The sequence below is a fragment of the Microbacterium sp. SORGH_AS_0428 genome (genome assembly GCF_031453615.1).
Taxonomy (GTDB): domain Bacteria; phylum Actinomycetota; class Actinomycetes; order Actinomycetales; family Microbacteriaceae; genus Microbacterium.
Genome location: NZ_JAVIZT010000001.1, coordinates 2,021,545 through 2,034,279, shown reverse-complemented (window position 1 = coordinate 2,034,279; position 12,735 = coordinate 2,021,545). Strand labels below are relative to the sequence as shown.

The window sequence follows — 12,735 nt, the reverse complement described above, 5'->3', positions numbered from 1 at the left end:
GAGTGCTTCCTGGGGATCGCGGTCAGAGCGCGGCGAGGCGGCGTCCGAGGCGGACGAGGGCGATGTCGGTGCCGCTGCGCGAGACGAGGCAGACCCCGACGGGTGCGGGGCCGAGTTGCGAGCGGACGGTGAGCAGCGGGATCGAGAGGGCGGGGGTGCCGGCGACGGCCGCGGGCGTCGTCATGCGCAGCGTCGCCTGGCGCACCGCATCCACCTTCGCGGGGTCGGAGGTGCGCATGGGCGCGGGGCCGGGCACCGTGGGCAGCAGCAGCACCGCGCTCTGCAGGAGGGACTGCACCCGCTCGCGGAGCGGCTCCAGCGCCTCTCGCGCGGCGCGCTCCGCGTCGGCGGTGACCTCGCTGGCGATGCGGAACCGATCGGCGACCGCCGCCCCCGTGGAACCGGGGTGCGCGCGGAGCCACTCGCGGTTGTTGCGCCATGCCTCCGCCGCCTGCACGGTCCGGAACGGTTCGAAGTACTCGTCGAGATCGCCGATCGAGACCGTCTCGATCTCGGGCGCGCTCTCGGATGCGGCGAGCCGCTCCACGTAGGCGTCGAATGCCGCGCGGGTGTCGGGCTCGACGTGGGTCAGCACGTCCTCGGGGATGACAAAGCGCCAGGGCAGGTCGCCCGCGGATTCGCCGAAGACACTCTCGGTCGACTCCGAGCCGTCGTAGCTCAGGCACCAGTCGACCACTCGCTGGAGGGTGTTGCCGTCGCGCGTGAGCCAGCCGATCGTGTCGAAGGACTGCGCGAGGGGCAGCATCCCCTGCCGCGGCACGAGGTTGTGGGTCGTGCGCAGGCCCCACAGGCCCTGGTACGAGGCGGGCACGCGCACCGACCCCGCGGTGTCGGTGGCGAGTCCCACCTCCGCCTGCCCTGTCGCGACGGCTGATGCGGGTCCACTCGACGATCCGCCCGGAAGCGCGCCCGGGAGCGCACCGTTGGGAGGGGTGCCGTAGTGCGCGTTGTCGCCCGCGATCGAGTAGGCGAACTCGTCGGTGCGCGCGATGCCGCGCAGCGACGCCCCACCGCGCAGCAGATCGGCGACGGCGGGAGCCGTGGTGGGCTCGGGTCTCGCGGTCTCGAGGAAGGTCGGGTTGCCCGCGCCGATGCGGTATCCCTTGATGGCGAAGAGGTCTTTGACCGCGACGTTGAGGCCCTCAAGCGGTCCCTCCCATGCGCCCTGCCACAGCGGGTCGCCGACCGTGCGCCAGACCGACCGGTCGAGCGCCTGCGCCTTGCCCGTCACGTGGGCTGCCTCGATGACCCATCCGCCCTCGCCGCGGCGCCACAGCTGGGTCTGCAGCCCCGTGCCGCCCCCCGTGAACCGCGACACCGAGACGAGCAGGGCGAGGTCGTCGGCGAGCGGGCGGTACTCGATGCGCTGGATCGTGCGCGGCGCGACTCCGCCGCGCACACCGCGGAAGGCGCTGATCACGTCGTGACCGACGAGCAGCCCCGCCGCATCCCCGCGCAGCGTCTCATCGCCGGGCGCGAACATCTCGTCGAGCACCGCGAGGTCGTTGTCACCGATCGCACGCTCGTAGCGGTCGAAGGCGGCCCGGAGGTCGGCGGGGATCTCGCTCATGCCCGGCCCTCCGCATCCGTCGCGGAGGTCGTACCCGCGAAGTCCGCCTCCCGGATGCGGGCGTGCACACCGCACACGATGTCGACCACCTGCGAGATGTCGAAGTCGGTGGCGGCCGAGAGGTACGCGTAGGCGAGGTGCTCGGCCATGCCGTACCGCGCCTGGAGCAGGGTGAGAGCCGCGCGCACGCAGCGGCGCATCGCCTCGCCGAGGTCGGGGTCGAGCCCCGTCGGAACGAGGTACTCGTCGGTGCGCACGAGCGGGCCGAGAAGCTCGCCGAACTCCGCCAGCGCGACCGCGCGCGGCACGACGTCGAACCGCAACGTGGCCCGCAGCGACGCCTCGAGCGCGGTGAGTGCGACCTCGCCGTCGCCCTGGGCGAAGTGCGGATCGCCGACGTACGCGAGCGCGCCCTGTACCTGCACCGGCAGGTACAGCACCGCGCCCTCGGTCAGCAGCTTGATGTCGATGTTGCCGCCGTGCGCGCCGGGCGGCACGGAGTGCGGGCGGTCGGAGCCGGCGACGGCCACTCCCATCGTGCCGAGGAACGGTGCGAGCGGGAAGGTCACGGCCGTCGGTCCGCCCTCGACGAGAGGCAACGCGCCCACGAGCGCGCCGTCCTGCTCCACGACGGGGGTGAACACGCTCACGTTGTGCTCGCCGCGGGGCAGCTCGCCCACGAGCGCGCCCTTGCCGTGACGGTTGCTGATCACGCCGTAGGGCACCCGCGGCTCGAGTCTCACGACGGTGATCTGCAGCAGATCGCCCGGCTGGGCGCCGGCGACGTGGATGGGCCCGGTCACCACGTGGGGACCGTCGGCCATCACGTCGCGCGAGAGGGATGCGGCGATCGCCACCGCATCCTCGAGCACCTGCTCGGCAGCGACGCCGTGCGCGCCGAAGAACGCGCGGGGGTCCTTGCCCTGATCCTCGAGGATCCCCTCGTGGCTGACGGTGTCGACGGTGACGGTGGCACCGGGCTCGATCCGAAGCACGGGCGCGTCGGTCGCGCAGGGCAGCCGGCCCCAGAAGACGTTCTCGACGGCGGCGGGAAGATAGTGCTCGCCCGTGACGTCGCCGACGCCCGGCTGCAGGATGGGTGTTCTCACTGGCGCTCCTCGTCGATTGCCGCGATCAGCTCGCGTCCGGCGCGCGCGAGCAGACCCTCGCCGCGACGGTACACCGGCTTGCCGTGCAGCCATGTCTCGGCGACGACGCCCGTGAGGCTCGCACCGTCCCACGGCGAGAGCGGATTGCGGTACTCGAGGGCCGCCGCATCCACCGTGAACGTCTCGTCGGGTGCGAAGACGGTCAGATGGGCGGGTTCGCCGACCGCGATGGTGCCGCGGGAGCCGAGTCCGCCGACACGCGCCGGCCCCGTCGTCATGAGCGGCAGGAACGCCTCGAGCGGGATGCCGCGCTCGCGCGCTCTGGTGTGCACGCTCGACAGCCCCGTCTGCAGGCCCGAGATCCCGCCCCACGCGAGGCCGAAGTCCGGCTCGCCCTTGAGCTCCGGGGTCGCGGGCGAGTGGTCGCTGACGATCGCGTCGATCGTGCCGTCGAGAACGCCCTGCCAGAGCAGGTCCTGATTGGCGAGGTCGCGGATCGGCGGGCAGCACTTGAAGGATGCGGCGCCGTCGGGAACGGATGCCGCATCCAGGGTCAGGTAGTGCGGGCACGTCTCGACCGTGATCCGCACGCCCTCGGCTTTGGCCGCCCGCACGTCGTCGAGCGCCGCACCGTCGGAGACGTGCACGATGTGCACGCGCGCCCCCGTGCGCCGGGCGGTCTCGATCACGAGCCGGATCGCTGCCCGCTCGCTGGCGGGCGGGCGGGAGGCGAGGAAGTCCGCGTAGTGCACACCGAGAGCGCCGTCGGCGTGCAGGTGGGCGGGATGCTCGGCGTGGACGATGAGCAGTCCGTCGAAGGCGGCGAGCTCGGTGAGCACCTCATCGAGCTGTCCGGCGCTGAGGTGTCCGAACTCGTCGATGCCCGACGGCGAGAGGAAGCACTTGAACCCGACGACGCCCGCGTCGGCGAGCTCCCTCAGGCGGCCGATGTTCTCCGGCACGGCGCCGCCCCAGTAACCCACATCGACGGCGATGCGCCCGCTCGCGGCAGCCCGCTTCTCCGCCAGAGCCTCCGGAGTCGTGGTGACCGGAATGCTGTTGAGAGGCATGTCGAGCACGGTCGTGACCCCACCTGCGGCTGCGGCCGTCGTCCCCGTGTCGAACCCCTCCCAGCTCGCACGACCCGGGTCGTTCAGGTGCACGTGCGAGTCGACGAGACCCGGCAGCAGCACGAGGTCGTCCGGCAGCGCGCGTTCCGCATCCGGGTCGAAGTCCCCGATCGCGCTGATGCGCCCGTCGGTCACGGTCACGGTCGCGGGGCGGAAGGCCCCGTCCAGGAACACACGTCGCGCCGCGATGACGGCGGGTGCGGGGGTCGTCATGCCGACAACGCTAAGTGCTCCACGTTTCGCAAATGTAACTGTTACCAACATTCCGGGCTCACATCCCCGGCGGGTCACGCGACGGCAATACGGGCTGGGTAGGGTGGCGCGCATGCAACTGGACGAGTTCAACGCCCTCGACGCCGCCGAGGCGTCGCTGGTCGTGTCGGTGTGGGCGGCGGTGCCCGGCTGGGTCGACGCGATCGTCACCGCGCGCCCCTTCGCCTCGATCGAGGCCCTCCGCTCCTACGCCGGCGACCTCGCCGGGGTGTGGTCGCGCGCCGACCTGGATGCGGCCCTCGCCCACCATCCGCGGATCGGCGAGAAGCCGACGGGGTCGGGGGCCGAGGCCGACGCGTCTCGGAAGGAGCAGGCTGCGATGTCGACCGCGGCGGACGATGTGGCCGCCGCGATCTCCGCGGGCAACCGGGCCTATGAGGAGCGCTTCGGTCGCGTCTTCCTCATCCGCGCCGCGGGTCGCAGCCCCCAGGAGATGCTCGCCGAGCTGCACCGCAGACTCGACAACGACGACGACACCGAGGCCCGCGAGGCGACCGCCCAGCTCGCCGAGATCGCGCTGCTGCGCCTGGACTCGGCGATCGTCGCCGACGAGATCGAACCGGAGGAGGCGGAGTGAGCCACCTGACCACCCACATCCTGGACGCGACCGCCGGCACGCCGGCGCCGAACGTCGCGGTCACCCTGCACCGTCATCACGAGGGGGGTGCGATCGAGAGCGTCGCTGAGGGATTCACGGATGCGGACGGCCGGCTCGCCCTCGGACCGGATCTTCTCGAGGCCGGCATGTACGCGCTGACCTTCGCGACCGGCGCATACTTCGCCGACCGCGGCGTCGACACCTTCTATCCCCTCGCGACAGTCACCTTCACGGTCGCCGATAGACCGCACTACCACGTGCCGCTGCTGCTGAGCCCGTTCGCGTACTCCACCTACCGCGGCAGCTGACGCACGCGGTCGACGGAGGTCGCCGACCGGCGCGACATCTGCACGACGCAGGGTGCGGATGTGAACGTGCGGGGCTGCCGGGGCGCCCTCCGAGCGAGGGGTCGTGCAGACGTCCCCGCGCGCTCCGCCCGCAGCGGGGACGACTCAGCGCCGCAGCTCGAGGATGAAGGGCACGACGAAGCTCGCGAGCGCGACCGCGATCGCCGTGATCACGAGCCACACCGGTGCACCCAGCACGCCGAGGACGAACCACGCGAGCAACGCCGGAAGGGCGAGGAAGAACACGCCGGCGGCCAGCGCGAACACCCAGCCGAGGCATCCGACGACGAACATGCCGGCCGCCGCGAGCGCGAACACGCTCACGCCCCCGGTGTAGCCCGACGTGTACCCGTTGGCCCAGCGCACACCGCCGATCTGCACTCCGAGCGCGAGGACGCCCACCACGAGGACGATCCATCCGCTGACTCCGCCCGCGAGCAGTCCGATGATCACCCCGGCACACACGATCAGCGACGTGATGATGACGGTGCGCAGGAAGTGTGTGGCCACGATACGCATGAACCTCGTCCACACCCAGGACCATCCCCAGGCGGGAAGCGCAAGCAGCCCCACCCATCGCCGCGCGTCGAATCGCACCCGCGGCCGGATCCGCACGGCCGCGGCGACCGTGATCGCCGCCCAGCCGAGGGGGACGTAGACGAAGCCGACGAGCAGGATGGTCGCCTCGTCCACCCGTCCCATGACGGACAGCGGGCAGACGATGAGCCCGATCGTCGCCAGGAGCAGGTAGGTCGCCGGCAGCCACGACGGATGCGGGCGGTAGAGGGAGTCCATCAGCGAGCGTCAGCGGATGCGGCCGCGTCCAACGAGGGAGCGTGCTCGCGCAGGTCCTCCACGATCGCGTCGACGATGGCTGCGGCGAGCTCCGCACCGTCCGCGGGCCAATCGGAGGCCTTGCGGCGTTTCGGATACCACCCGCGCTTCTTGAACGACACGGACTCGGCCCCCTTCGCGGTCTTGCGGCCGAACCAGGCGGGCACGTCGCCGTACTGCGACGCACCGAACGAGTAGGCGGCGACAGCCTCCCCTCCCGCGGGCGCGTAGGAGAACTCGAACGCCAGGGCACCGCGACCGACCTCCCCCTGCCGCGTCGACTCGCGCGTCCGGCGCATCTCGACGATGCCGGCACCTCGCAACCGAGGGTCGGTCACCGGCTTCGACGCGGCCGGATCGATGCCGCCGGCGAGGCGCCGGCCCACCGCATCCATCAGCGTGCGGGACTGCTGGTACGTGTCCTCCGTGTCGGCGATCACGAGCCTCGCCTGTTCGCTGTTGAGCGAGACTTCCGGGAACCGGCGCTCGCCCACGTCCGGCTGCCCCGTGAGGCGCGGACGCCACAGCTGCCACGCCCGGGTTCGCGCCGGGCGGCGGCGACGGATGCTGAGGTCCGACCGACGGCGCCAGCGCGTGTTCCCGAGCGAGTACTCGAAGACCTCTGCGGCGAAGCTCGAGTCCGACCGCGCGCCCGCCTGGGTCCACGGCAGGAGTTCGTACTGGCGCATCTCGTCGCCGGGAGAGGTCTGCGCGTGACGAAGGCTGATGGTGAGCGCGCCGTCCTTCTGGTTCACGGGCAGCAGCACGTAGTCGTTGCCCTCGCCGACCCACGGTGCCTCCGCATCGGGATCCGCCGCCTGACGCTCCTGCAGGGTGAGGAAGTGCGCTCCGGGCGGAACGATCGGGTAGACGGCCGTCACCGCATCCGATCCCTCCGCGTGCACGTCGATGCGCACGTCGCGGGCGACCTGTTCGGACTCGTTCACGATGACGATCCCGCGCACCCCGGCAGAGCGGATGCGGTCGTGCGGCACCACGGTCCACGCGACCACGCGTGCCGCCTGGGCGACCGCGGTCCGGCGCATCTCGAGGACGAGGGCGAGCACAGCGATCGGCACGGCGAACGCCGCGATCACCGTCGCGATCTGCGCCCAGAAGTCCCAGTCGACGTTCCCGTCCGGCATGCCCGTGTCCTCTCGCCGTGCGTCATGACGCCTCGACGCTAGGTGCAGCGGAGGGCCCTGCCCGCCCGGGAAGACCACTCCCGGACGAATCCGGACATCGGGCCGGGCGCCACAGGCGCCGGCTCAGTTGGCGTTGAGCCCGTGAGCGCGGCTGTCGAGGGCGAGCTTCCAGAACGACTCGCGCTGCAGGATGGTCTCCGCGCGGGTCTTGGGGTCGAAGATCTCGAGGATCGAGTACTGGAAGTGCTCGACGATGTGACCGTCGCCGCGCGTGAGCTTGAGCAGCTCGAGATCCCGGTTGCCGCCGGAGAGGTTGGCAAGGTGCGCGTAGCCCGCCCACCGCTGCCAGAGACCGTTCGCCTCGCCCGACGCCGAGCCGACGTAGAGGCGCCCATCGCTGAGATCGGTGATGACGTAGACGCCCTTGACGCTGGAGAGGGCGTCCTTCCAGCTCGGCTCGTCGTTCGCGATGATGCGCTGCAGATCCCGGTGCCGCAGCCGCACGTTCTGATACCCGGGGAAGGCGCCGAGCTTCACATCCGGGGCCAGCTCGTACACCTCGGGGGCGAGCGGACCCGCCTGCAGGTTGTCGTAGGAGCGGAGGTAGAGGTTGCGACCGATGGGCTCGTTCAGCTTCACGATGAGGCGCTTGACGTACTCCGAGTACCGGTCGAGCGGGGTGAGCAGATAGCCGTCGTCCCCCAGCGTCTCGGGAACGGTCGGTGCGACGCGGAAGAAGCCGCCGAACATGAAGTACTCGGGCCCGTAGGGGTAGTACTGCGCGAACGCAAGGACATATTCCGCGCGGCCCATATTGTTGTTCTGCTGCCGGGAGCGGTACCTCGTCATCGACAGCCAGGGCTCGGGGTCGTCGGCCATCAGCAGGTCGTAGGCGGCCGCGCCGCCGACCCCCGCACGGATGTTGAACTTCACCTTCGTGCGCTCGGGCGCAGGTACGGGCATGAAGTCGGTGAATCTGATCACTGTGCTCCTCGGGCTCTGGCCCGAGCGTACGGTCCGGGCCTGCCCGCGCCGCGGTCGCCGCCGCATCCCGGACGAACCCGGACACCCGCCCGGTCTCCTCCCGAGCCGAACGTGACGAAACTCTCGTGCGCGACGAGACCGCGTCGCGCGGGTAGCGACACGGTCCATCCGCCCCGCTCGCCGCAGCGGTGTGCTGCGACATATGCACGATCGGCGGGGCAGGTGTTGCGCCCGCGGTCACGGCAGCCGCATCCGCACCAGGGACCGTGCACATGTCGCGGCATCACCCCTTGCCGTGCGGGTCGGACCGGTTGAGCGTCGCGACCACCTGGTCGTAGTCGCCGCGCGCCTCGCCGTACCGGAGGAACTTGACGCGCTCGACCTGGATCTCCGGCGCATCGGGCTGATCGCGCAGCAGGCGCATGACCTCATCGGCGAACGCATCGAGGGGCATCGCGAATGCGCTGTCGCGCTGACCCGGCAGAAGATCGGTCGCGACGGAGGGCGGTTCGAGCTCTTTCACCGCGACAGACGTTCCCGCCAGCTGCAGGCGCAGCGACTCGCTGAGCATGTGGATGGCCGCCTTCGACGCGTTGTAGCTGGGGGTCGCGGCGAGCGGCGCGAAGGCGAGGCCGGACGAGACCGTGATGATCGTCGAAGCCGGCTGTGCGCGCAGCTGATCGATGACGGCGGCGATGAGGCGGATGGGACCGAGCACGTTGGTGGTGACGGTCTGCTCGGCCGAGGCGAGGAAGCCGTCGGGCGTCGTCCAGTCCTCGACGTGCATGATGCCCGCCATCGTGACGAGCACGTTCAGGGCGGGGTGGCGTTCGATGACGGATGCGGCGGCGGTGCAGACGGATGCCGCATCCGCCGTGTCGATCTCGACGGTGTCGATGCCGGGGTGCTCTGCGGCGATCGTCTCGAGGAGCTGCCGGCGCCGGCCGCCGACGATGACGGTGTTACCCGCCTGCTGTAGGCGGACCGCGAGCGCCAGTCCGATGCCGCTGGTCGCGCCGGGGATGAAGACGGTGTTTCCGGTGATGTCCATGCCGCAAGCGTCGCCCGCATCCCCGCGTCCGGGAAGGGAGCGATCATCGGGGGATCGCCGCTCCCCCGCTCACCGGGATGGCGGACGACCGCTATTCGTGTTTCACTACTAGCGTGTCACGGATACAGGCTCGACAGGATGCGCAGCTCACACGGGCGGTGCTTCCGATGCTCACGCTGCACCTCATCGATGCGCGGGAGTCCTACGGCTACGAACTCGTCGAGAGGCTCGCTGCGCTCGGCCTGGATGCGAGCACGGGTCTGGTCTACCCGGTGTTGAACCGGATGGAGCGCGACGGCTGGGTGACGACGGCCTCCAAGCCATCGCCGAGCGGACCGCCTCGGAAGTACTTCTCGCTCACCGCTGCGGGCGTGGCAGCGCTCGCCGACGCCCGCGCGCAGTGGGAGCAGACGGCATCGGCCGTCGATCTCGCACTCACCTCCGGAAGGGAAGGCGCATGACCGGTTCACGATCCACCCGGCGCTCGACGGGGCTCCGCGCATCGCTCTACCTGATGCGCGTCGACTGGCACCTCGAAGCCGTGGTGCCCGCATCCGAACGCCGCCGCATCCTGCGCTCGTTGCGAGAGGAGATCGATGATGATCCGCGACCCCTCGAGGCGGCACTCGGCGACCTCGGCTCGCCGCGCGCACTGGCGGCACGATACGGCGAGGGTGGGCAGTTGAGGCCGCTGTGGTCGATCGGAGTGCTTGCCGGCATGGCTGCTCTGTTCACGTACTGGGTGATCTTCCTCGCGTTCGCCGGAGGAATGCTGGCGGTCGTCGATGCGGCCGCGCCGATGAGCGCCCAGGCGCGCTTCCTCTTCGTCCCCGTCATCGCGTTCTCGAACCCGGATGGCATCGGCATCGGCTGGTCGGGGGGCGCGGAGTGGCTCATGGTCCCCGCCGTGGTGGCGACGGTCGCATTCGTGGTCGGCGCACGCTCGTGGCGTCTGTTCCGGCGCGTGGAGCTCGCCTAGACCTCGTTCTCGATGAGATTCAGCTGCGTGCCGTCGAGGTCGATGAGGTGCGCGACGCGACGCCCCCACGGCTGACGGAGCGGGGCGTGCAGCCGCGGGTGCCTCTCGGTCCGCTCGGCGACGCCGCTCGCCCGGATGGCCTCGTAGAGCGTGTCGAGATCGTCGACGCGCAGGCCGCACATGAAGGAGCTCCGCGTCGGGTCCAGCTCGGCGTGAGGAAAGAACTCGAGCTGAAGGTCACCGCGCTCCAGGATCAGCCACCCGCTGTCGCGGTACGTGGGCCGGAATCCGAAGCCGCCGTAGAACGCGACTGTCGCCTCGAAGTCGCGGGAGGGCAGGTGGGGAACCGCTCGGTCGGTCATGCGGGGCACTCTAGCCGTGCCGCGTCACGGGCGGATCGCGGGTCCCTGGTTCCGGATGCGGCGCGCCGCGCACAATGGACGCATGGATCGCGTCGCCCTCGCCGATTTCCTCCGCGCACGTCGCGAACAACTGCGCCCCGGCGACGTGGGGCTGCCGACGGGGCCGCGCCGACGCGCGAGGGGCCTGCGCCGCGAGGAGGTCGCGCAGCTCGCGGCGATGTCCACGGACTACTACACGCGCCTCGAACAGCAGCGCGGCCCGCAACCGAGCACGCAGATGCTCGCCTCGCTCGCACGGGCTATGCGGCTGTCGGCGGACGAGCGCGACTATCTCTTCCGCGTCGCCGGGCACAACGCTCCCGACCGCATCCTGGCCCGCGACCACGTGGCGCCCCCGCTGCAGCGCGTGTTCGACCGCCTCGGCGATACGCCCGCCGTCATCATCTCGTCGCTGGGCGAGACGCTGCTGCAGAACCGGATGGGCGCGGCATTGCTCGGCGACCACGCGGGGGCGAGGGGGTGGGATCGCTACGAGGCCTACCGCTGGTTCGCGCATCCGGATGCGGCACGTGCCCGCTATCCGCGCGACGATCACGGACGGCAGTCACGCGCTCTCGTTTCCGGGCTTCGCGCCGTGTTGGCCGTCGAGGGAACTCGTGCCCAGGCGCTCGTCGACGAGCTGCTGGGGGTCAGCGAAGAGTTCGCCGTGCTCTGGGACAGGCAGGAAGTGGCGCGCCGGTTCAGCGATCACAAAGTGCTCGTGCACCCCGAGATCGGACCGATCGAGGTGGACTGCCAGGTGCTGTTCACCGAGGACCAGTCGCAGGCCCTCCTCGTGCTCACCGCGGAACCCGGTTCGAGCGACGAGGAGAAGCTGCGGCTGCTGGACGTGGTCGGCGTGCAGGAGTTCGGCCGCGTCGACTGAGCACCCCGCGCTGGTCGCCGGGCGGCCGTGCCGGTCGTTCAGCGAGCGCTCTTCGATGCGAGGCGCCTCCACCACCGGGTGAGAAGCGACCTGTTCGGATCCGTATCCCGAGCCTTCGGAGGATGGTGGGCGTCGACGTAGTCGAAGGCCTCCCGCCAGGCGCGACGTGTGCGCTGCGGGTCGAGGCCTGCGAACACGACGGCCATCCCCGCGAAGGAGATGACCGCGAAACAGAAGACCAGGACGAACACCAGGTTCGACAGGGACCAGCCTGCGGTGAGCCGGGGGACGAAGCCCATGGTGGCCACGACGAGAGCGGTGGCGGAGACGGCGACCGCCGTGTTGACCTGCGGCTTACCCGCGAGCGCGAGTCGCGCCTGCAGACGTTCCTCTTCGGACAGGGACCTGTAAGCCTTCAGGTCGGCGGGCGTGGGTGTGCGCCGGAACTCGAACGGTGTGACCATGCCGCCACCATGCCAGTGGGTACCGACGCGACGGCTCAACGCTCGGGTTCGTGGGGCCGGGGCGGAGGCGCGACCACCGCGGTCGGTGCCTTCCCGCCCCGCCGCCGCCTCTTCGGCCACCAGCGCCACGACACGGCGGCGAGCGCCAGCAGGATCAGCAGCAGGCCCACGATCCCGGCGAGCACCGACAGAACGATCTGCCACCACGCCAGGGGGCCGGCGTGCTCCTTCGGAACGAAGACCGCATCCGCGATCATCACGAGGACGACGATGTCCAGGCCGACGAGCGCCCACGCGAGGATGCGCCAGCCGCTGCTCGGGGTCGCACCCCGACGGCGGGCTCGCCGCATCCCGATGAACGCGGCCGCCGGCATCCACACCAGGAACACCGCGACGGTGGTCAGCAGCCATCCCGCCGACCAGGCGGCGCCGATGAAGAACAGCGCGAGCCCGTCGCCGGCCGAGGACTGGTCGGGCTGCAGCGAGAGCGCGCGGACGATCCAGACGGCGATCCACCCGGCGACGCCGACCAGGAGCGCGAAGCCGATGTCGCCCGTGAGTCCGCGCAGGCGACCCCACGTCTCGCTCCCCGCTTCGATCGTGGTGGGATCCATCGCGATGGGAAGCCGCACCGTGAAGTACCGGATGCTGGAGATGAGACCGGCGGCGATGCCCAGCGCGATGTTCACCGGTATCGCCTGTTCCACCTCGATCGCGTCCGTCATCAGCGAGAACAGCACCACGACGGCGGCGCCGGCGCTGAGCAGCACGGCGGCCCTGACGATGCGGTGGAGGATGCGGCCTCTGCTCGGCTGCGGGCGCGTCATCGGGTCATTCCACCGGAACGAGCTTGTCGAGCTCTACGCGAGAGAGCGTCACTCCTCCGTAGCTCCGGGACGAACGCGGCATGAGGGCCTTCCTGATCCACCGACACACAATTGTG

Annotated in this window: 15 protein-coding genes; 5 read left to right on the top strand and 10 right to left on the bottom strand. The window is 70.7% G+C overall.

Annotation, left to right across the window (positions count from 1 at the left end; genetic code table 11):
* Positions 1–22: 22 nt before the first annotated feature.
* The 3 genes from QE374_RS09810 to allB are packed head-to-tail and all read right to left on the bottom strand — an operon-like array spanning position 23 to position 4,043.
* A complete protein-coding gene (locus QE374_RS09810; RefSeq protein ID WP_309734413.1) occupies positions 23–1,591 on the bottom strand; it encodes an AtzH-like domain-containing protein in 1,569 nt (522 codons plus the stop codon).
* Positions 1,588–2,700: an acetamidase/formamidase family protein gene (locus QE374_RS09805; protein WP_309734411.1), complete on the bottom strand. Its 1,113-nt coding sequence runs from the start codon at positions 2,698–2,700 to the stop codon at positions 1,588–1,590. Before QE374_RS09805 ends, QE374_RS09810 begins: the two co-directional genes overlap by 4 nt.
* Entirely contained in the window at positions 2,697–4,043 is a 1,347-nt protein-coding gene (gene allB, locus QE374_RS09800; protein ID WP_309734410.1) for an allantoinase AllB, read from the bottom strand. The genes QE374_RS09805 and allB overlap by 4 nt, the downstream gene beginning before the upstream one ends.
* Before the next feature lie 112 nt (positions 4,044–4,155).
* Between allB and uraD the strand changes: the two genes are divergently transcribed.
* Together uraD and uraH are read left to right on the top strand one after the other, a co-directional pair.
* On the top strand, positions 4,156–4,680 hold the full coding sequence (gene uraD, locus QE374_RS09795) for a 2-oxo-4-hydroxy-4-carboxy-5-ureidoimidazoline decarboxylase (protein WP_309734408.1): 525 nt from the start codon (positions 4,156–4,158) through the stop codon (positions 4,678–4,680).
* The gene (gene uraH, locus QE374_RS09790) at positions 4,677–5,009 is read left to right on the top strand and encodes a hydroxyisourate hydrolase (protein WP_309734407.1); all 333 of its coding nucleotides are present in this window, start codon (positions 4,677–4,679) and stop codon (positions 5,007–5,009) included. The genes uraD and uraH overlap by 4 nt, the downstream gene beginning before the upstream one ends.
* 144 nt (positions 5,010–5,153) lie before the next feature.
* On the opposite strand, the gene QE374_RS09785 is transcribed toward uraH, so the two are convergent.
* The 4 genes from QE374_RS09785 to QE374_RS09770 form a co-directional block, all read right to left on the bottom strand.
* Positions 5,154–5,843 carry a hypothetical protein gene (locus tag QE374_RS09785; protein WP_309734405.1) on the bottom strand — a complete coding sequence of 230 codons (690 nt, stop codon included), beginning with the start codon at positions 5,841–5,843 and terminating at the stop codon, positions 5,154–5,156.
* Entirely contained in the window at positions 5,843–7,027 is a 1,185-nt protein-coding gene (locus QE374_RS09780) for a hypothetical protein (protein ID WP_309734402.1), read from the bottom strand. The genes QE374_RS09785 and QE374_RS09780 overlap by 1 nt, the downstream gene beginning before the upstream one ends.
* 123 nt (positions 7,028–7,150) lie before the next feature.
* Positions 7,151–8,011: a GIY-YIG nuclease family protein gene (locus QE374_RS09775; RefSeq protein WP_309734400.1), complete on the bottom strand. Its 861-nt coding sequence runs from the start codon at positions 8,009–8,011 to the stop codon at positions 7,151–7,153.
* A 283-nt stretch (positions 8,012–8,294) separates the two neighbouring features.
* Positions 8,295–9,062, bottom strand: coding sequence for an SDR family NAD(P)-dependent oxidoreductase (locus QE374_RS09770; protein ID WP_309734398.1), 768 nt, complete (start codon positions 9,060–9,062; stop codon positions 8,295–8,297).
* Between the two features lie 113 nt (positions 9,063–9,175).
* Between QE374_RS09770 and QE374_RS09765 the strand changes: the two genes are divergently transcribed.
* Positions 9,176–9,523: a PadR family transcriptional regulator gene (locus QE374_RS09765; protein WP_309734396.1), complete on the top strand. Its 348-nt coding sequence runs from the start codon at positions 9,176–9,178 to the stop codon at positions 9,521–9,523.
* Positions 9,520–10,041 carry an HAAS signaling domain-containing protein gene (locus tag QE374_RS09760; RefSeq protein WP_309734394.1) on the top strand — a complete coding sequence of 174 codons (522 nt, stop codon included), beginning with the start codon at positions 9,520–9,522 and terminating at the stop codon, positions 10,039–10,041. The genes QE374_RS09765 and QE374_RS09760 overlap by 4 nt, the downstream gene beginning before the upstream one ends.
* Here the strand turns inward: QE374_RS09760 and QE374_RS09755 are convergent.
* A complete protein-coding gene (locus QE374_RS09755; RefSeq protein WP_309734392.1) occupies positions 10,038–10,403 on the bottom strand; it encodes a bleomycin resistance protein in 366 nt (121 codons plus the stop codon). The two genes, QE374_RS09760 and QE374_RS09755, sit on opposite strands and share 4 nt — an antisense overlap.
* A gap of 82 nt (positions 10,404–10,485) precedes the next feature.
* Between QE374_RS09755 and QE374_RS09750 the strand changes: the two genes are divergently transcribed.
* Complete coding sequence (locus QE374_RS09750; RefSeq protein ID WP_309734390.1) at positions 10,486–11,328, top strand: helix-turn-helix transcriptional regulator; 843 nt, start codon at positions 10,486–10,488, stop codon at positions 11,326–11,328.
* A 38-nt stretch (positions 11,329–11,366) separates the two neighbouring features.
* Here the strand turns inward: QE374_RS09750 and QE374_RS09745 are convergent, their stop codons facing one another.
* Together QE374_RS09745 and QE374_RS09740 are read right to left on the bottom strand one after the other, a co-directional pair.
* Positions 11,367–11,792: a hypothetical protein gene (locus QE374_RS09745; RefSeq protein ID WP_309734388.1), complete on the bottom strand. Its 426-nt coding sequence runs from the start codon at positions 11,790–11,792 to the stop codon at positions 11,367–11,369.
* A gap of 35 nt (positions 11,793–11,827) precedes the next feature.
* Positions 11,828–12,619 (bottom strand): hypothetical protein, encoded by a 792-nt coding sequence (locus QE374_RS09740; RefSeq protein ID WP_309734386.1) that lies wholly within the window; start codon positions 12,617–12,619, stop codon positions 11,828–11,830.
* Positions 12,620–12,735 lie beyond the last annotated feature (116 nt).